This is a genomic window from Microbacterium sp. K41 (assembly GCF_004794395.1).
Taxonomy (GTDB): Bacteria; Actinomycetota; Actinomycetes; order Actinomycetales; family Microbacteriaceae; genus Microbacterium; species Microbacterium sufflavum.
In genome coordinates, this window is record NZ_SSDO01000155.1 from 19,339 (window position 1) to 37,846 (window position 18,508).

The 18,508-nt window shown below is 71.3% G+C and carries 19 protein-coding genes, 1 tRNA gene and 1 pseudogene; 11 read left to right on the plus strand and 10 right to left on the minus strand.

What is annotated here, in order from left to right; genetic code table 11:
- Window positions 1–59: 59 nt before the first annotated feature.
- The 5 genes from xseA to DW309_RS03720 are packed head-to-tail and all read left to right on the plus strand — an operon-like array spanning window position 60 to window position 4,343.
- Window positions 60–1,337, plus strand: coding sequence for an exodeoxyribonuclease VII large subunit (xseA, locus tag DW309_RS03700; protein ID WP_136033476.1), 1,278 nt, complete (start codon window positions 60–62; stop codon window positions 1,335–1,337).
- 36 nt (window positions 1,338–1,373) lie between these two features.
- On the plus strand, window positions 1,374–1,613 hold the full coding sequence (locus DW309_RS03705; RefSeq protein ID WP_136044593.1) for an exodeoxyribonuclease VII small subunit: 240 nt from the start codon (window positions 1,374–1,376) through the stop codon (window positions 1,611–1,613).
- Complete coding sequence (locus DW309_RS03710; RefSeq protein WP_136044594.1) at window positions 1,610–2,254, plus strand: DUF4245 family protein; 645 nt, start codon at window positions 1,610–1,612, stop codon at window positions 2,252–2,254. The genes DW309_RS03705 and DW309_RS03710 overlap by 4 nt, the downstream gene beginning before the upstream one ends.
- Window positions 2,251–2,925 carry a carbonic anhydrase gene (locus DW309_RS03715; protein ID WP_136033470.1) on the plus strand — a complete coding sequence of 225 codons (675 nt, stop codon included), beginning with the start codon at window positions 2,251–2,253 and terminating at the stop codon, window positions 2,923–2,925. Before DW309_RS03710 ends, DW309_RS03715 begins: the two co-directional genes overlap by 4 nt.
- Window positions 2,922–4,343, plus strand: coding sequence for a class II fumarate hydratase (locus DW309_RS03720; RefSeq protein ID WP_136044595.1), 1,422 nt, complete (start codon window positions 2,922–2,924; stop codon window positions 4,341–4,343). Before DW309_RS03715 ends, DW309_RS03720 begins: the two co-directional genes overlap by 4 nt.
- A gap of 70 nt (window positions 4,344–4,413) precedes the next feature.
- On the opposite strand, the gene phoH2 is transcribed toward DW309_RS03720, so the two are convergent.
- The 3 genes from phoH2 to DW309_RS03735 all read right to left on the minus strand — a co-directional run bounded on the left by phoH2 (window position 4,414) and on the right by DW309_RS03735 (window position 7,898).
- Entirely contained in the window at window positions 4,414–5,796 is a 1,383-nt protein-coding gene (gene phoH2 / locus DW309_RS03725; RefSeq protein WP_136033466.1) for an RNA 5'-3' helicase PhoH2, read from the minus strand.
- A gap of 158 nt (window positions 5,797–5,954) precedes the next feature.
- Entirely contained in the window at window positions 5,955–7,085 is a 1,131-nt protein-coding gene (locus tag DW309_RS03730; RefSeq protein WP_136044596.1) for an aminotransferase class V-fold PLP-dependent enzyme, read from the minus strand.
- A gap of 33 nt (window positions 7,086–7,118) precedes the next feature.
- Window positions 7,119–7,898 (minus strand): isoprenyl transferase, encoded by a 780-nt coding sequence (locus DW309_RS03735; RefSeq protein WP_136036906.1) that lies wholly within the window; start codon window positions 7,896–7,898, stop codon window positions 7,119–7,121.
- A 97-nt stretch (window positions 7,899–7,995) separates the two neighbouring features.
- Here DW309_RS03735 and trhA point away from each other — a divergent pair, with 97 nt between their 5' ends.
- A complete protein-coding gene (trhA, locus tag DW309_RS03740; protein WP_136044597.1) occupies window positions 7,996–8,727 on the plus strand; it encodes a PAQR family membrane homeostasis protein TrhA in 732 nt (243 codons plus the stop codon).
- Between the two features lie 15 nt (window positions 8,728–8,742).
- On the opposite strand, the gene DW309_RS03745 is transcribed toward trhA, so the two are convergent.
- Entirely contained in the window at window positions 8,743–9,012 is a 270-nt protein-coding gene (locus DW309_RS03745) for a hypothetical protein (RefSeq protein ID WP_308194352.1), read from the minus strand.
- Between the two features lie 92 nt (window positions 9,013–9,104).
- Here DW309_RS03745 and DW309_RS03750 point away from each other — a divergent pair, with 92 nt between their 5' ends.
- Window positions 9,105–9,491, plus strand: coding sequence for a DUF4307 domain-containing protein (locus DW309_RS03750; protein ID WP_136033458.1), 387 nt, complete (start codon window positions 9,105–9,107; stop codon window positions 9,489–9,491).
- Window positions 9,492–9,587: 96 nt separating this feature from the next.
- Window positions 9,588–10,076, plus strand: coding sequence for a transcription elongation factor GreA (greA, locus tag DW309_RS03755; protein ID WP_136033456.1), 489 nt, complete (start codon window positions 9,588–9,590; stop codon window positions 10,074–10,076).
- Window positions 10,077–10,143: 67 nt separating this feature from the next.
- Here the strand turns inward: greA and ilvA are convergent, their stop codons facing one another.
- Window positions 10,144–11,373 carry a threonine ammonia-lyase gene (gene ilvA / locus DW309_RS03760; protein WP_136044598.1) on the minus strand — a complete coding sequence of 410 codons (1,230 nt, stop codon included), beginning with the start codon at window positions 11,371–11,373 and terminating at the stop codon, window positions 10,144–10,146.
- Entirely contained in the window at window positions 11,370–12,566 is a 1,197-nt protein-coding gene (locus DW309_RS03765; protein WP_136033452.1) for an AI-2E family transporter, read from the minus strand. The genes ilvA and DW309_RS03765 overlap by 4 nt, the downstream gene beginning before the upstream one ends.
- 85 nt (window positions 12,567–12,651) lie before the next feature.
- Here DW309_RS03765 and DW309_RS03770 point away from each other — a divergent pair, with 85 nt between their 5' ends.
- Together DW309_RS03770 and DW309_RS03775 are read left to right on the plus strand one after the other, a co-directional pair.
- Window positions 12,652–13,911, plus strand: a complete 1,260-nt coding sequence (locus tag DW309_RS03770) for a winged helix-turn-helix domain-containing protein (protein ID WP_136044599.1) — start codon at window positions 12,652–12,654, stop codon at window positions 13,909–13,911.
- Window positions 13,908–14,807 carry a hypothetical protein gene (locus DW309_RS03775; RefSeq protein ID WP_136044600.1) on the plus strand — a complete coding sequence of 300 codons (900 nt, stop codon included), beginning with the start codon at window positions 13,908–13,910 and terminating at the stop codon, window positions 14,805–14,807. The genes DW309_RS03770 and DW309_RS03775 overlap by 4 nt, the downstream gene beginning before the upstream one ends.
- Before the next feature lie 9 nt (window positions 14,808–14,816).
- On the opposite strand, the gene DW309_RS03780 is transcribed toward DW309_RS03775, so the two are convergent.
- The 3 genes from DW309_RS03780 to DW309_RS03790 all read right to left on the minus strand — a co-directional run bounded on the left by DW309_RS03780 (window position 14,817) and on the right by DW309_RS03790 (window position 18,023).
- A complete protein-coding gene (locus DW309_RS03780; protein WP_136033446.1) occupies window positions 14,817–15,383 on the minus strand; it encodes a LemA family protein in 567 nt (188 codons plus the stop codon).
- An 82-nt stretch (window positions 15,384–15,465) separates the two neighbouring features.
- The gene (locus tag DW309_RS03785; RefSeq protein WP_136044601.1) at window positions 15,466–16,779 is read right to left on the minus strand and encodes an FAD-linked oxidoreductase, L-gulonolactone oxidase family; all 1,314 of its coding nucleotides are present in this window, start codon (window positions 16,777–16,779) and stop codon (window positions 15,466–15,468) included.
- Complete coding sequence (locus DW309_RS03790) at window positions 16,776–18,023, minus strand: alanine racemase (protein WP_136044602.1); 1,248 nt, start codon at window positions 18,021–18,023, stop codon at window positions 16,776–16,778. The genes DW309_RS03785 and DW309_RS03790 overlap by 4 nt, the downstream gene beginning before the upstream one ends.
- 102 nt (window positions 18,024–18,125) lie before the next feature.
- Here DW309_RS03790 and DW309_RS03795 point away from each other — a divergent pair.
- A tRNA-Leu gene (locus DW309_RS03795) sits at window positions 18,126–18,198 on the plus strand.
- A gap of 13 nt (window positions 18,199–18,211) precedes the next feature.
- Here DW309_RS03795 and DW309_RS19310 read toward each other — a convergent pair.
- Window positions 18,212–18,508, minus strand: a pseudogene (locus DW309_RS19310) (hypothetical protein); the annotation flags it as partial.

Here is an 18,508-nt window from a genome sequence, read left to right on the forward strand (position 1 = left end):
AATTCTATCGCCGTACAGCTGTGCGAGGCCGGGGAGAGCCCGGGCGGGAACGGGAGCAAATGACAGTCTTCGAAGCGACGACCGGACCGGGTGAGACCCCGCCCGCCGACGCCGTCGCCCCGCGTGACTCCACCGCACAGGCGCCCACCTCCGTCGCCCGGCTCAACGCCACCATCCGCGACTTCGTCGCCCGCTGGAACACGGTGTGGGTCGAGGGCGAAATCACGTCGTGGAACGTGCGCGCCGGGAACGTGTTCGCCCGGCTGAAGGACACGCGCTCCGACGCGCAGATCTCGATCCGGATCTGGTCGAGCGTGCGCGGGCGCATCCCTGCCGATCTCGGCGTCGGCGACCACGTGGTCGCGGCGGTCAAGGCGGACTACTTCGTGAAGTCGGGCGACTTCAGCTTCGCGGTCTCGGCCATGAAGCACGTCGGCCTCGGCGATCAGCTCGAGCGCCTGGAGAAGCTGCGCGTGCAGCTGCGGCAGGAGGGGCTCTTCGACGCCGGCCGAAAGCTGCGCCTCCCCTTCCTCCCGCACGTGATCGGACTCATCACGGGCGAGCGCTCCGACGCCGAGAAGGACGTGCACCGCAACGCCGAGCTGCGGTGGCCGCAGGTGCGCTTCCGCACCGAGTACGCGGCCGTCCAGGGCGACCGCTGCGTGCCCGACACCCTGGCCGCACTCGCCCGGCTCGACGCCGACCCCGACGTGGACGTGATCATCATCGCCCGCGGCGGCGGCGACCCCCAGACGCTCCTGGGCTTCAGCGACGAGCGGCTGGTGCGCGCGGTCGCGGCCGCGCGCACCCCGGTCGTCAGCGCCATCGGGCACGAGAACGACCATCCGCTCCTCGACGACGTTGCCGACCTCCGTGCCTCCACCCCGACGGACGCCGCCAAGCGCGTGGTGCCCGACGTCGGCGAGCAGCGCGCGCTGATCGCCCAGCTCCGGTCGCGCGCGACCACGCGGGTCACGCAGCGCCTCACCCACGACATCGCTCAGCTCGAGCAGCTGCGGTCGCGACCGGTCCTGCGCTCGCCCGATCCGATCATCGACACCCGCGCGCAGGAGTCCTGGCTGCTGGTGTCGCGCGGACGCGATGCCGTGCAGCGTCAGCTCGACGACGCCGGCCGTCGCACCAGCGAGCTGCGGGCGTCGCTGCGTGCCCTCTCCCCCGCCGCGACCCTCGCCCGCGGCTATGCGATCGCGCACCTCGACGGGGGCGTGATCCTGCGGGATGCGGCGGACGCCCCGGCCGGTAGCGCCCTGACGATCACGGTCGACCGCGGGTCGGTCGCCGCGCGCTCGGAGGGCGAGATCGCGGAAGGCGCCTGAACCGGGCGCGTCCGTGCCACGACGTAGGATGGAGGAGTGAGCGCGCTGAACGACATCCCTGTGGACACGCTGTCGTTCGAGGCCGCCCGGGACGAGCTCGTCCGCGTGGTCGCCGAGCTGGAGCAGGGCGCTCCGACCCTCGAGCAGTCGCTGGCGCTGTGGGAACGTGGAGAAGCGCTCGCCGCCCGCTGCGAGGAATGGCTGCTGGGCGCCAAGCGCCGCCTGGAAGCGGCACGCGCCGCCGCCGGTGACGCCGAGACGGACGGGGCGTCATGAGCAAGGGCCCCGCCATCAACGCCGACCTCGGCCGTCCGGAGACGGCGGAGGAGACCGCGGCCCGCAAGGCCGCATCCAGCAAGGCGTATCGATCCAGCCAGACCGTCCGCAACCTGGTCGCCGCGCTCCTGGTGACCCTCGCGGTCGTGCTCGTCATCGTGCTCGTGGTCCCGCGCGGCGAGCCGGTGGCGCAGAAGCCCATCGACGTCGCGGGCATCGCCGCCGATGTCGAGTCGTCCATGGGCGGGCCCGTGATCGTGCCGGAGACCGGGAAGTTCTGGCGCGTCAACGCCGCGGAGCTGCAGAGCGGAGCCACGGTCGTCTGGGAGGTCACGCTCGCCCCCGCGGCCCAGGACGAGCGCGGGTTCATCAAGCTCGCGCAGGCCTTCGACGCCGATGCCTCGTGGGCACCGCAGCGCCTGAACGGCATCGCCCCCACCGACACGATCCGCATCGGCGGGCTGGAGTGGGACGTGTACAAGCCGGGGAACGCCGGCGCCGACGCCAACGTCTCGTACGCCATCGGCACGCAGGCCGGCGACGACTACGTGCTCCTCTACGGCTCCCGCTCGGCGGACTCGACCGCCGAGCTCGCCGAGTCGCTCGTCCCTCAGATCCGCACCGTCACGGAGGCCCGATGACCCACCCGCTCACTCCTTCCGCCGCCTGGACGCAGATGCAGGAAGGCAACCGCCGCTTCGTCCGCGACGAGCCGCAGCACCCGAACCAGAACGTCGCCCGCCGCAAAGACCTGACCGCCGCCCAGCACCCGGTCGCCACGCTCTTCGGATGCGCCGACTCCCGCCTCGCGGCGGAGATCATCTTCGACCTGGGCCTCGGCGACCTGTTCGTGGTGCGCAACGCCGGTCAGGTGATGGGCGAGTCGATCGTCGCGAGCCTGGAGTACGCGGTCGCGGTGCTGGAGGTGCCGCTCATCGTGGTGCTCGCGCACGACTCGTGCGGCGCGGTGCGAGCCGCGATCGACGGCACCGCGATCGACGCGGCACCGCTCCCCCCGCACATCTGGAAGCTGATCGCGCCGATCGTGCCCGCCGCCCGCAAGGTGCTGGCGGAGAGCGGGGGCGCCACGGTCGCCGACATCGACGCCGAGCTGGTCGGCCGCGAGCACCTGCGCAACACGGTGCACGACCTGCTGCAGTCGTCGGAGATCATCAGCAACGCCGTCGCCGAGGGCCGCCTCGGGATCGTCGGCGCGAACTACCGTCTGGCCGAGGGCGAGGCTGTGCCCGTCATCACGGTCGGGATCGACACCGAGGGGACCGTCCCCGCAACCAAGGAGGGTTCGGAATGACCGACGCCAACCAGCTCAGCGGCGCGAACGAGCAGGGCTACCGCATCGAACACGACACGATGGGTGAGGTGCGTGTGCCCGTGAACGCGCTCTACGGTGCGCAGACGCAGCGCGCCGTGGAGAACTTCCCGATCTCCGGCAAAGGCCTGGAGTCGGCGCAGATCGCCGCGCTCGCGCGCATCAAGAAGGCGGCGGCGCTGGCGAACAAGGAACTCGGCACGCTCGACGGTGCTATCGCCGACGCGATCGCCCAGGCCGCCGACCAGGTGGCGTCCGGCTCCCACGACGGCGAGTTCCCGGTCGACACGTACCAGACCGGCTCCGGCACGTCCTCGAACATGAACATGAACGAGGTGCTGGCCACGCTCGCCACGCGCATCCTCGGCGCGACGGTGCACCCGAACGACCACGTCAACGCCTCGCAGTCGTCGAACGACGTGTTCCCCACCTCCGTGCACATCGCGGTCACGCAGGCCCTGATCGACACGCTGATCCCCGCGCTCGACCACCTCGCCGTCGCGCTGGAGGCCAAGGCCGAGCTGTGGAAGGACGCGGTCAAGTCCGGCCGCACGCACCTCATGGATGCGACGCCGGTCACCCTCGGACAGGAGTTCGGCGGCTACGCCCGTCAGATCCGCCTGGGCATCGAGCGCGTGCAGTCCGCCCTCCCCCGCGTGGCCGAGGTCCCGCTGGGCGGCACGGCCGTCGGCACCGGCATCAACACGCCGCTCGGGTTCCCGCAGAAGGTCATCGAGCTGCTCGCCGCCGAGACCGAGCTGCCCATCACCGAGGCCAAGGACCACTTCGAGGCGCAGGCCAACCGCGACGGCCTGGTCGAAGCCTCCGGTGCGCTGCGCACGATCGCGGTGTCGCTCACCAAGATCAACAACGACCTCCGGTGGATGGGCTCCGGCCCCAACACGGGTCTGGGCGAGCTGCACATCCCCGATCTGCAGCCGGGCTCCTCGATCATGCCGGGCAAGGTCAACCCGGTCGTTCCCGAGGCCGTGCTGATGGTGTGCGCCCGTGTCATCGGCAACGACGCGACCGTGGCGTGGGCCGGTGCGTCCGGCGCATTCGAGCTGAACGTGGCGATCCCGGTCATGGGCACCGCCCTGCTCGAGTCGATCCGCCTCCTTGCGAACGCCTCGCGCGTGCTGGCCGACAAGACGATCGACGGCCTGCAGGCGAACCTCGACCGTGCCGCCGCGTTCGCGGGCATGAGCCCGTCGATCGTGACGCCGCTGAACAAGCTGATCGGCTACGAGGCCGCCGCGAAGATCGCGAAGCACTCTGTCGCGAAGGGCATCACGGTGCGCGACGCGGTGATCGACCTGGGCTACGTCGAGCGCGGCGACCTGACGCTGGAGCAGCTGGACGAGAAGCTCGACCTGCTGTCGATGACGCACCCCGGATGATCACCGGTCGCTGAGACGACGGATGCCGCGAGGACCTGGTCCCCGCGGCATCCGCTTTTTCCCGGCCTCGTCAGCTGAGCTCTCCGCCCTCCAGGAGTTCGGTGACGAGGGCCGCGATCGCGGAACGCTCCGAGCGGGTGAGGGTCACATGGCCGAAGAGGTCGTGTCCCTTGAGCGTCTCGATCACGCTGGCGATGCCGTCGTGGCGTCCGACGCGCAGGTTGTCGCGCTGACCGACGTCGTGCGTGAGGATGACGCGGGAGTTCTGGCCCATGCGGCTGAGCACCGTGAGCAGCACATTGCGCTCGAGGGACTGCGCCTCGTCGACGATCACGAACGCGTCGTGCAGCGAGCGTCCGCGGATGTGGGTGAGCGGCAGCACCTCGAGCATCCCCCGCTCGACGACCTCGTCGATCACGTTGCCCGAGACGACCGATCCGAGGGTGTCGTACACCGCCTGACCCCAGGGGTTCATCTTCTCGCCCTGATCCCCGGGGAGGTACCCGAGCTCCTGGCCGCCCACGGCGAACAGCGGCCGGAAGACGATGATCTTCTTCTGCTGCTGCCGCTCGAGCACCGCTTCCAGTCCGGCGCACAGGGCGAGGGCCGACTTGCCCGTTCCGGCGCGACCCCCGAGCGACACGATGCCCACCTCGGGGTCGAGCAGCAGGTCGATGGCGATGCGCTGTTCGGCCGAGCGGCCGTGCATCCCGAAGATGTCGCGGTCGCCGCGCACCAGCCGGAACTCGCCGTCGCCGGTGACGCGCCCGAGCGCCGATCCGCGCTCCGAGTGGATGATGAGACCCGTGTTGACGGGGAGCCCGTTGACGTCTTCGCTGATCCCGACCTCGCTCTCATAGAGGTCGCTGATGTCGTCGCCGGACAGGTCGAGGCTCGCGATGCCGGTCCACCCGGAGTCCACGGCCTGCTCGGCGAGGTACTCCTCGGCGCGCAGGCCGAGCGACGCGGCCTTGACCCGCATCGGGAGGTCCTTCGAGACGATCGTGACGTCCTGTCCGTCCTGTGCGAGGTGCATGGCGACGGAGAGGATGCGGCTGTCGTTGTCGCTCAGGCGGATGCCGACGGGCAGCACGGAGAGGTCGGTGTTACCGAGGTCGACGCGGAGCGTGCCACCCTCGCCGACCTCGACCGGGAAGTCCAGACGCCCGTGCTCGACCCGGAGGTCGTCCAGGTGACGGAGCGCCTGGCGGGCGAAGTAGCCGATCTCGGGGTCGTGCCGCTTGCCCTCGAGCTCGCTGATGACCACGACGGGCAGCACGATCGAGTGCTCCGCGAATCGGAAGAATGCCTGCGGATCGCTCAGCAAGACCGACGTGTCGAGCACGTAGGTGCGCAGGTCCTGATCGGGCTGCGCGGCCGAGGTGCTTCTCGAGGACTGACGGGTGGACTGCTGCGCGGTGCTGGCGGTGTGCTGCGCTGAACGTGTGGTCACGACCCACTCCCGACCCGGGGATTCCCGGCTATGCGAACGAGTCGACCAGGGGGTCACGAGTCGCGAACCTGGAGGCCGACCCGACCGGGCGCCTTGCCCGATGCCTTGACCGTACGACCGCTCCCCGGATTAACACGGGCTCGACACGCCAGCGAATATTAAGAGCCGATGAACGTCGTCTGGCCGAACGCCTGCAGGGTCTCGTCCAGCAGGCGGAGCGTCTCGGCGTCGGTCCCGGCGTGGGGCGCGATCCGGATCGACGATCCGCGGGCGGTCACGACGATGCCGGCGTTCGCGAGGGCGGCGGCGAGTCGCGCGGGCTCCTCGGGCGCGAGGGCCACGATGCCGGCGCGGTGCTCACGTTCGCGCGGCGACACGACCTCGATGCCGTGTCGGTCCGCGATCTCGATCACGGTGTCGACGTGCTCCGCGAGCCGCGACTCGATCGCCGCGACCCCGGCGTCGCGCACGTCGCGTGCTCCGATCGCGAGGCGCCCTGCAGCCAGGGTGTCGGGCACGCTGACGGTGTAGGCGCGCGCGGACTCGGCGGGACCGGGGAGCGCGTCGACCACCAGCCCGGTCGCCGTTGTGCCGGTGATACCGGAGAGGACCGGGGTGATGCGCTCTCTGGCGCGCGGAGAGAACCAGGCGAAGCCACTCCCCCTGGCCGCTCTGAGCCACTTGTAGCCGTGGCCGATCACCACGTCGGCTGCGGTGTAGTCCACGTCGACGATGCCGAACGACTGGACCGCATCCACGATCAGCAGCCGGTCGGGCCCGAGCACGTCGCGCAGCGCCGCGAGGTCGACCCGGTACCCCGTCCGGAAGTCGACGTGGCTGACGACCAGCGCGGTGACCTCGTCGTCCAGCGCCGCGGCCGCGGCCTCCGGTGAGACCCGGCCGTCGGCGGGTGTGATCCACCGCGGCGTCAGGGCCCGGTCCGACGCGGCCGATGCGCGCTCCAGCGTGAGGCTGACGCTCGGGAACTCCGCGGTGGACGCGACGACGGTGCCGGTGAGGCCGTACAGCGCGTGCTGCAGCCCGTGCGTGGAGGATGGCTGCAGGGTGACGTCCGCGGCGTCCGCTCCCAGCAGCTCCGCGACCGTCTCCTGCGCCTGGCCGATGCGCTCCGCGACGAGCGCGAGGGACGACGGTCGCCCGCTCGCGAGGAGATCCGCGTCCGCGAACACCTCCTCGCGCACCGAGGGCGAGAGGGGTCCGAAGGCCGCCCAGTTCAGGTAGCCGGGTTCGGTGTCGAACGTGCCGACGTAGTCCTCGAGTGCGCTCACGTCGTCATTGTGGCACGGTGCGGTGCCACGGCCTCAGCGACCGAAGCGGCGGTCGCGGTCGGCATAGTCGCGAATCGCGCGGAGGAAGTCGACCTGGCGCAGATCGGGGCCGAGCGCCTCCACGAAGTAGAACTCGCTGTGCGCGCTCTGCCACAGCAGGAAGTCGCTCAGGCGCTGCTCTCCGCTGGTGCGGATCACGAGATCGGGATCGGGCTGCCCGCCCGTGTAGAGGTGCTCGCCGATCATCTCGGGCGTGAGGTGTGCGGCGAGGTCTTCCATCGTGCCGCCGGAGGCCTCGTGCTTCGTGATGATGCTGCGCACCGCGTCGACGATCTCGTTGCGACCGCCGTATCCGACCGCGAGGTTCACATGGAGCCCGGTGTGGTCCTTCGTACGCTCTTCCGCAGCGGCGAGGACGGCCGCGAGCTCCGCGGGAAGGATGTCGGAGCGGCCCACGTGCTGCACCCGCCAGTTGCCCTCCTGCGACAGCGCCTCCGCGAGCTCGGCGATGATCTCGATGAGATCCGCGAGCTCCGCCGAGTCGCGCTTGCGCAGGTTGTCGCTGGAGAGCAGGTAGAGGGAGACGACCCGCACGCCGAGCTCGTCGCACCAGCCGAGGAACTCGTGCATCTTGGCGGCACCGGCGCGGTGTCCCTCCGCCGGGGTGGCGAAGCCGAGCTGGCGCGCCCAGCGACGGTTGCCGTCGATCATCATGGCCACGTGGTGCGGAACGGAGGCCGGATCGAGGTGACGACGCAGCCGGCTGGTGTACAGCCGGTACAGCGGCCCGCGGCCCGGGCTCTCGCGTGACATCACCCACCTACGCTACCCTGCCGTGCGCCGGCGCGCGGCGTGCGGATCCCGCGGGCATGTGCCGTCGACGGCATGCGACGCGGCTTAGAGTGAGGGCGTGAGCACTTCCGACGAGCCCGGCACCGATGTCCCCAAACTGCCGCTCCTCGAGGCGGCTGCCGTTGATGCGGCGACCGAGATCAAGCCCACCTGGCGCGGGTGGATCCATGCGGGCACGTTCCCCGTGGCGATCGCGGCCGGCGTGGTGCTGATCGTCCTGTCGCACGGCGCGCCGGCCAAGTGGGCCGCGGCGGTCTTCATGGCCACGTCGCTGCTGCTGTTCGGCAACTCGGCGATGTACCACCGCTTCAACTGGCGGCCGCGGGTCAAGGTGATCCTCAAGCGCATCGATCACGCGAACATCCTGCTGCTCATCGCCGGCACGTACACGCCGATCGCGACGCTCGCCCTTCCCCCGGACAAGGGCGCGCTCCTGCTGATCCTGGTGTGGAGCGGGGCCCTCCTCGGGATCCTGTTCCGCGTCTTCTGGATCAACGCGCCCCGGTGGCTGTATGTCGCGCTCTACCTGCTGCTGGGCTGGGCGGCGGTGATGTACATCGTCGACCTGCTCAACGCGAACGTGGCGATGATGGTGCTGGTGATCGTCGGCGGCCTGCTCTACACGGGCGGGGCGATCGTCTACGCGCTGAAGAAGCCCAACCCCTGGCCCGGCCATTTCGGCTTCCACGAGATCTTCCACGTGTGCACGGTGCTGGCGTTCCTGTGCCACTGGACCGCGTGCCTGCTCATCGCGCTGGAGCCGCTCTCCCCCTCGCTCGGCGCCCCGTGACGCCGCGGTGAGGCGTCAGCGGCCGTCCGGACGCCCGTCGTCGCTCGCGTCCTCCGGCGCCGCGGTCGACGCGTCGTCCGCGTCGGGTCCGGCCTGCGCCGCCTGCGCGGCCTGCTCGGCATCCAGTTCCTCGCGCACCTCTTCGCGATACCGCACGCGGCGGATGCGGCGGTTCATGTCCCAGATGAGCAGGATGACCGCGAGGACCACCACGACGATCGCGGCGAAGCCGACGAACCCCGGGGTCACGGCCTCCGGCGCCACGGTCATGGAGGGCGTGGGCATCGGAGTCTCGGACAGAGCACGCATGAATCGGCCTTTCGTACGCAGGTCGCATAACCTGGTATCACCAGCCTAACGACCGGAAGACCCTCCCTGTGACGACCGCCACCGAGCTCGACGAACGCTACGGCCGAACCCGACGCCGCCGGCTCCCCTGGATCATCGCCGGAGCGATCGCCCTGGTCGTCGTCGGCGCCTTCGCCTGGATGACGGTCGCGCAGTCGATGAGCTCCGTCGACGCCGACGACCTGGGCTTCGAGCTCGTCGACGAGCACGCGGTCGACGTGCGCTTCCAGGTGACCGGCGTGCAGGGCAAGGACGTCGTCTGCGTGCTCGAGGCGCTCGACGAGGAGTTCGGGGTGGTCGGCTGGAAGGTCGTCGAACTCCCCGCCACGGATCGTCACTCGCAGACCCGTTCGGAGCGCATCCCCACGGTCGCGGAGGCCACGACAGGTTTGGTGAACACCTGCTGGGTCGCCTAGACTGGGGGCAGACAGACGACGCCCCGGCCCGTGCCGGGGCGTCTTGGCATATCCCCCGCGGTTGCTCGGCGGGATCCCGATAGAAGGAGCTTCGTCATGTCCACGGACGCTCAGGTTCCGTTCCTCACGCAGGAAGCGTACGACCGGCTCGTCGCCGAGCTGGAGCACCTCTCCACCGTCGGCCGCGACGAGATCGCCAAGCGCATCGAGGCCGCCCGCGAGGAGGGCGACCTCAAGGAGAACGGCGGCTACCATGCCGCGAAGGACGAGCAGGGCAAGCAGGAGGCGCGCATCCGCACCCTGGAGAGCCTGCTGAAGACCGCGAAGGTCGGCGAGGCGCCCGCCAGCCGCGGCATCGTCGAGCCCGGTACGGTCGTCACCGCGGTCGTGGCCGGCGGCGAAGAGGTCTTCCTGCTGGGCAGCCGCGAGATCGCGGCGGGCAGCGACCTCGACGTCTACAGCGAGGCGAGCCCGCTCGGACAGGCCATCCTGGGCCTCAAGGTCGGCGAGAAGTCGTCGTACGAGGCGCCGAACGGTCGCGCCATCAGCGTCGAGATCGTCAACGTCGAGACCTACACGGGCTGAGCCCCCGCGAACGACACAGCGCCCCTCGTCCACACGGACGAGGGGCGCTGTCGTGTGCGCGGGTGGCTCAGTCGAGCACGACGAGGGGGGCGAAGCCCGCGCGCCGCAGCGTGTCGAGCGTGTGCTCGGAGTGCTCCGGTCCGCGCGTCTCCACGCTCAGCTCGAGGATGACGTCGCTGATCTGGAGACCGTGGCCGTGCCGGGTGTGCATGGCCTCGATGACGTTCGCTCCCGCCTCGGCGATCAGCTCCGACACGCGGGCGAGCTGGCCCGGCCGGTCCGGCAGAGGGATCCGGATCGTGAGGTAGCGCCCCGAGGCGGCGAGGCCGTGGGCCACGACGCGCTGCAGCAGGAGCGGGTCGATGTTGCCGCCGGACAGGACGGCCATGGTCGTGCCGCTCGGCGACACCTTGCCCGCGAGGATCGCCGCGACCCCCGCGGCCCCCGCCGGCTCCACGACCACCTTCGCCTGCTCCAGCAGCAGGACGATCGCGCGCGCCAGGTCGTCGTCGGACACCGTCACGACCTCGTCCACGAGATCGCGGATGATCCCGAAGGGCACGTCGCCCGGACGCGCGACCAGGATCCCGTCGGCGATGGTCGGCCGCGTGACGATGTCGACCGGCTCCCCCGCCTCCAGCGACGGCGGCACGGCAGCGGCGTTCTCGGCCTGCACCCCGATCACCCGGACGGTGCGGCCGAGCTCCGCCGCGCGCGCCTTGACCGCCGCCGCGACGCCCGCGATGAGGCCGCCGCCGCCGATGCCGAGCACGACCGTGTCGACCTCGGGCGCGTCGGCGAGCAGTTCGAGGCCGAGCGTGCCCTGACCGATCACGACGTCGCGGTGGTCGAACGGGTGGATGAGCACGGCCCCGGTGCGCTCGGAGAACTCCGCGGCCAGGCGCAGCGAGGTCGCCACCGTCTCGCCCTCCAGCACGACCTCGGCACCGTAGCCGCGCGTGGCGAGGAGCTTGGGAACCGGCACGCCCAGCGGCATGAAGATCGTGGCGGGGATGCCGAGCGCCTGGGCGGCCAGCGCGACCCCCTGCGCGTGGTTGCCCGCCGATGCCGCGACGACGCCGCGCGAGCGCTCCTCCGCGCTGAGCCGGGAGAGCCGGTACGCCGCACCGCGGATCTTGAACGACCCGGTGCGCTGCAGGTTCTCCATCTTCAGCAGCACGGGAGCGCCGAGGGCGTCGGAGAGGGCCCGGGAGGGCAGGGTCGGCGTGTGCGAAATCACCTCAGCCAGACTCTGAGCGGCGTGCTCGAACTCGGTCAGGCTGGGGACTTGGCTCATCGATTCCTCCGTGTCCGCTGTCGCGGGACTGTGCTCCAGATCAGGTCTCCGCTCGGACCGACGCCGGTGCGCCACGAGCCCGAGCTGATGGTGACCGCGGCGACGTTCACGAACGCCGCCAGCGGTACGGCGAACAGGGCGCCGGGGATGCCCGCGATCATCGCGCCACCCGCGACCACGAGCACGACGGCGAGCGGGTGCACCTTGACGGCCGAGCCCATCATGATCGGCTGCAGGATGTGTCCCTCGATCTGCTGCACCGCCAGGACGACCACCAGCATCCACAGCGCGATCCACGGGCCGTTGTAGACGAGCGCGAGGAACACCGCGACGGCGCCGGTGACGACCGCACCCACGATCGGGATGAACGAGCCGAGGAAGACGAGCACGGCGACCGGAAGCGCGAGCGGCACCTGGAGCAGGAACGCGCCGAGTCCGATGCCGATCGCGTCGATCGTCGCCACGAACAGCTGCGTGCGGGCGTAGTTGACGATCGTCGCCCAGCCGTTGCGCGCGGCCCCGTCGACCGCGGGACGAGCGCGACGCGGGAAGACCTTGAGCGTCCAGCGCCAGATGCCGGCGCCGTCCGCGAGCAGGCAGATGAGGATGAACAGCGCCAGCAACGCGCCCGTGGCCACGTGACCGACGGTCGTGCCGATCGCGAGGGCGCCGGTCCACAGCAGTTGCGCCTGTTCGGAGATGAGGTCGAGACCCTGCTGGAGATAGTCGGCGATCTGGGTGTCGGAGAGGTTCAGCGGCCCGTCGTGCAGCCAGACCTGGAACTGATCGAACGCCTCGGTGGTGCGCTGCTGGACGTCGGGCAGCTGCTCCCTGACCTGCCACACCACGAGCCACATGAGACCCGTGACGATCGCGACCGTGCCGATCAGCGAGATCGCGATCGCGAGCCAGCGCGGCACGCCGCGCCGCAGCATCCACGAGAAGGCCGGCCACAGCAGCGCCGTGATGAGGATCGCGACCATGAGCGGGATGACGAGGAGCTTCAGCAGCATCACGAGCCAGATGAAGACGCCGATGGCTGCCGCGATCAGCAACAGGCGCCAGGCGTAGCTCGCGGTGATGCGCAGCGGCAGAGGCACGGCCTCGTCGGCCTCGGTGGTCACGGTCCGGTCGGTGGACACGGGGCGCGGACGGAACAGATCGCGCAGCCGGGGTCGCTGGTCCTCGCTCATCGCCTCAGTCTACGGTCATGCGGTATGCCGCTCGGCGCATCTACCCCGCGAGAGAGATGTCCGACACCGGCGTTACGCTGGCCGCGTGACCGACTCCCTCAGCTCCGCGCAGGTACGCCGCATGGCACTCGCCGCGCAGGGGTTCACACGCGCGCGACCCGCTGCCGTCTCCAACCGCCACCTGCACCGCGTGATGGAGCGGCTCGGAGTGCTGCAGATCGACTCGGTCAACGTGTTCGCCCGGTCGCACTACCTGCCGCTGTTCTCCCGGCTCGGCGCGTACGATCCGGGCCTGCTCGACCGGCTCTTCCTGTCGCGCACCACGCACTACGTCGAGTACCTCGCTCACGAGGCCACGTTCATCCCGGTCGAGGACTGGCCGCTCTGGCGGTTCCGCATGGACGCGTTCCGCCGTCGGTGGGCCGGCGAGGACTCGTGGCTCAGCACCAACGCCCGCACGGTCGCGTGGGTGCAGGCGGAACTGCGCGACCGTGGCCCGCTCCGCCCCGCCGACCTGCGCGCCGACGCTCCCCGTGAGCGCGGCACATGGTGGGACTGGGACGAGGTCAAGCTCGCCCTCGAGCACCTGTGGCGCACGGGAGACGTGGCCGTCAGCGGGCGGCGCGGCTTCGAGCGCACGTACGCCCTGGCGGAGCACGTCATCCCGGAGCACATCCGCGCGCGCGACGTCTCCCGCGACGACGCGATCCGCGAGCTCATCCGCCGCGCGGCCCGCTCGAGCGGCGTGGCGACCACGTCCGACCTCGCGGACTACTACCGCATCCGAGACCGCGCCACCATCGGCAGGGCGATCGCCGAGCTGGAGGACGCGGGCGAGCTGCTGCCGGTGCGCGTGCGGGGATGGGAACGCGCCGGTCGCCCGCTCCCCGCGTGGCGCCACCGCGATGCCGTTCTCCCCCGCCGCGTCGAGGCGGCCGCGATCCTCACGCCGTTCGACCCCGTGGTGTGGTTCCGCGAGCGCGCGCTCCGCGCCTTCGAGCTCGACTACCGCATCGAGATCTACGTGCCGGCGGCCAAGCGCCGTTACGGCTACTACTCCCTCCCGGTCCTGGTGGGCGACCGCATCGTGGCGCGGGTCGACCTCAAGGCCGAGCGCGCCGGCTCCACGCTGCAGGTGCAGTCGGCGTGGTGGGAGCCGCAGGCACGGCCCGACGACGCGGAGGCGATCGCGCGGGAACTGCGGCTCGCCGCCGCGTGGCAGGGGCTCGAGCACGTGTCAGTGTCGGGCTGGGGAGATGCCACCTCCGCGCTGCACGACGCCCTGGCGACGAGCGACGGGGCACCGGTGCGGCGGCACGTGCACGAGCGGGAGGGCGCGGCGTGAGCAGGCGCCTCCGGTGGGCGGCGGCGATCGCCGCGGCGGTCGTGGTGGCCGCCGTCGGAGGCTGGATCGTGTTCGCGTCGCTGCGGTCGCCGTCACCGGATGAGGCGGCCCTCGCCTACCTGCACGCGGTGGAGTCGGGCGACCCGAAAGCGGTCGAGGCGACGGGCGCGGAGGTCAGCGCGACGGCGCTCGCGGCGCTCGATGGGGCGACCGAACGCATCGCCCGGCCCGCCGTGACAGGGACCCACGGGACCGGCGAGAACCGGCGCGTCGAGGTGTCTTTCCGACTCGGCGGTGAGGAGCACGACGTGACCCTGTCGATGAGCGCGGTGAACGGTCGCTGGGTCGTGGACGGCTCGTGGCTCGGTGCGGTCACACCGAGCACGACGGCCGGCACCGCGGTCGCGATCGGCGCAGCGACGCTCCCCGCCGGGGACGACACCGTCCTGCTGCCGGGCACCTACGCGGTCGCGGCGGCCCCGGCCGCTCTGCTCGACGGGACCAGCGAGGTCACGGTGCTTCCCGGCGAGACGACCGCGGTCGAGGTGGACGCCTCCCTTCGGCCCGAGGCCACGGAGGCCGCGCAACAGCACCTCGACGACCACCTGACGGCGTGCACGACTCCGGCGCCCTCTCCGCCCCCGGGCTGCGGCATCCGGCTCCCGTGGGGGCTCGAGTTCCGCGACGTGAGCGAGGTCCGGTATCGGATCGAGCAGCGGCCCACCGTCACGCTCACGACTCACGGCTTCACCGCGGCAGGCGGCGTGCTCGTCGCCACCGTGACCGGGACGGGACAGGACGGAGCGCCCCGCACCACCAGCTACCGCACCGACGACTGGAGTCTGCGCGGCGACGTCGAGTTCACCGCGGAGGGGCTGCGGCTGACGGTGTGGTGAGGGCGTGCGTCAGAACTGCACGCGCGGGGGCTCGGAGATCGCGCCGCTGTCGGCGACCTCGAAGAACTCGCGCTCGGTGAAACCCAGGCCCTTCGCGAAGAGATTGTTGGGGAAGACCTTGATCTTGGTGTTCAGCTCGCGCACGCCGCCGTTGTAGAAGCGTCGAGCCGCCTGGATCTTGTCTTCCGTGTCGACCAGCGACTGCTGCAACTGGAGGTAGTTCTGGCTCGCCTGCAACTGCGGATAGGCCTCCGCCACGGCGAACAGGCTGCGCAGCGCCTGCTGGAGGTGTCCCTCGGCGATGCCGGCCTCACCGGGGCCGCTCGCGGTGAGGGTCTCGGCACGCGCCCGCGTGACGTTCTCGAACACGGCCTTCTCGTGCGAGGCGTAGCCCTTGACGGTCTCGATCAGGTTGGGGATGAGGTCCGCTCGGCGCTTGAGCTGAACCGTGATGCCGCTCCACGCCTCGTCCACGCGCACGTTGAGCTGCACGAGCGAGTTGTATGTGGCCCAGAGATAGATGCCGACGAGCAGGATCACCCCGACGACGATCAGTACCGGCACGAGCCATTCCATCAGAGCCCCACCCTTCCTCGTGTTTCTCTCATCCTAGACGCGCATGCTGCGCGTGGACTGGGCGCGTCAGCCGCCGGCCGCATCACGCGCCGAGCACCCGGTCCAGGTAGCGGTTGGTGAAGCGCCGTTCGGGGTCGAGCCGGTCCCGTAGCCCCACGAAGTCGTCGAACCGCGGGTACACCGCGCGCAGCGACTCCGCGTCCTGCGTGTGCAGCTTCCCCCAGTGCGGCCGGCCGCCGTGCTCCCTCATGATCCGCTCCACGGCCTCGAAGTACGCCGTGGGATCGGCACGCCAATAGCGATGCACGGCGATGTACGCGCTGGCGCGCCCGTGTGCCGTGGAGAGCCAGCGGTCGTCCGCGGCGGCGAAACGCACCTCGATCGGGAACTCGATCCGCCAGCCGCGGTCCGCGATCAGCTGCTGCACCGCGCGGAAGGCGGGGACGACCGCGTCTGCGGGGATCGCGTACTCCATCTCGCGGAACCGCACCGTGCGGCTCTGGGTGAGCACCCGGTGCGACAGATCGGTGTACTCGCGGTCGCCCGTGAGCCGGACGGCCAGGCGGCTGAACGGCGGCGTGGCCGCCGGCACCAGCTGACCGGCCGCACACACCACGCGGTACACCCCGTTGGAGAGCAGACTCTCGTCCACCCACCGGCCCACGACGGGCAGCGGCTTGCGGACCGTCGACTCCGGAAGCCGCGTCTGCCGCTTGGTGAGGGCGACGTCGGTGTGCGGGAACCAGTAGAACTCGAAGTGGTCGGACGCGGCGACACGCTCGTGCACGGACGACAGCACGTCGTCGAGCGGCACGGGCTCGTCGACCGCGTGCAGGACGAACGACGGGACGCACTGCAGCGTCACCTCGACGATGATGCCCAGGGCCCCGAGACCCACGGCTACCGCGGGCAGAAGCTCGGGCTGGTGCTGCTCGTCGATCCGGAGGAACTCGCCCGCGGCCGTGATCAGCGTGACGCCGACGACCTGGGTCGCGAGCCCGCCGAACGTCGCACCGGTTCCGTGCGTGCCGGTCGAGATGGCCCCGGAGATCGACTGCCGGTCGATGTCGCCGAGGTTCTGCATCGCCAGGCCGTACGGCGCGAGCAGCCCGGGGATCCGGTGCAGGCGGGTACCGGCGAGGAGGCTCACACGTCCGGATGCGGCGTCTGCGGACACGAGCCCCTGCAGGTCGTCCAGTTCGAGCAGCACGCCGGGGGCGACGGCGATCCCGGTGAAGCTGTGGCCGGCGCCGACGGCCTTGATCGTCAGGCCCTGCTTCGCGGCGGCCCGCACGGCGCGCTGCACGCCCTCGGGGCTGCGCGGGCGCTCGACGCGGACGGGACGCACCGACGCCGAGCGGCCCCAGTTCTGCCAGGTGCCGCCGATGCGCGTCACAGGAACGCCTTCCCCTCGCCGCGGTACGTCGGCAGCTCGTCGATGACCTCGTCGCCCGACACCAGGTGATAGCGGTCGATCCGCTCGGCCGGCTCGCCGCTCTTCGCGTGGCGGAACCAGACCCGATCACCCACGCCGAGGGTCGCGGCGTTCGGGCCGCGGAGGGGGGTCTGCACCTCGCCCGCGGCCTCCCGAGGCAGCGTGCGGAGATCCGCCGGCCACACCGGGAGCGGCTGCCGCGAGGCCACCGCGGGCCCGGAAGCGATCCAGCCACCGCCGAGCACGGTCGCGATGTCGGCCGCCGGGCGCCGCACGACGTCGAACGCGAACGCGGCGGCCGGGGCCGGGCGGAACGAGCGGTAGCCGTCGAACAGATGCCCGCCGAGCAGCCCGCTTCCCGCGCTCGCCTCGGTCAGCGACTCGTCGCTGCCCGAGAACTCGAGCGACCCGGTGCCGCCTCCGTTGAGGAACTCCAGGGGTGCGACGGCGCTGACCGCCGCGGCGATCGCCGCCCGGCGCTCGCGCAGCTCCTCCCGCGAGCGCGACTGCACGAGACGGATGAGTGGGGCGTCCGGACCCGCGTCGTCCCCCTGACCGGCGATCTGCGCGTCGTACATCTGCAGGCCGACGAGCCGGAACCCGGGACGGGCCGCGACCTTCCTCGCGAACGCGGCCACCTCACCCGCGGAGAACAGGGCCGAACGCCGCACGCCGATGTGCCCCAGCAGCGGCGAGCGCCACGAGGCATCGACGTCGATCGCGACACGCAGCTCGGGACGAGAGCCCGGCCCGGCGACACTGTCGATGAGGTCGAGGTGCACCAGATCGTCCACCATGAGGGTGATCCGTCGGGCCGCGGCCTCATCGGCGACGAGCCGCTCCAGGGCGGCGCGGTCGACCGTCGGGTAGCCGAGGACGATGTCGTCGTGCGTCTCGGCGAGCCACAGCGCCTCCTCCAGCGTGAACGCGAGGATGCCCCGGAAGCCCGGCAGCCGCAGTACGGCATCCAGCACCTCCCGCACCCGCACCGACTTGGAGGCGACGCGGATGGGCAGACCGCCCGACCGAACGAGGAGATCCATCGCGTTGTAGCGGAGGGCCTCCCGGTCGATCACCGCGACCGGGGCGGGCAGATGGCCCGTGGCGGCCGAGAGTCGGGGCCAGTATCGGCCGGGATCCTCCCACTCGGGAGCGACCGCGGCGGCGCCCTGGACGGGGCTCAGTTCATCGGTGAGGTCGAGCACTCCCCCACCCTACGGCCTGAGCGCACTCGGGTTCACCCCTCCTGACACCGCGTCGCAGAGGGTGCGGGGGCCGCCGTTCGCCGGCGCTAGGCTGGCGACGCGGCCCCCGTAGCCCAATGGCAGAGGCAGGCGACTTAAAATCGCCTCAGTCTGGGTTCGAGTCCCAGCGGGGGCACCGGACCCGAGGGTCAGCGCCCGAACAGGTCACCGATCCCTGGGACGCCCAGATCGCCCAGGCGGTCGCCCCAGCCCGTCGCGGTCTCTCCGAGGCCGGACACCGCGTCCCCCGCCGATCCCAGGAGATCCCCGGCGCCGCCCGTCAGCGCCTCGACATCGACGCCGGATACCAGCGCCTCGACGTCCAGGCCCTCTGCGAGGGCGCCGAAGTCCACGCCGAGCGATGCGGCCTGGTCGAGCAGCGGCGCGGCGACCGCGCTGACCACCGCACCGCCGGCCACGACGCCGAGCAGACCGACGGCGGCACC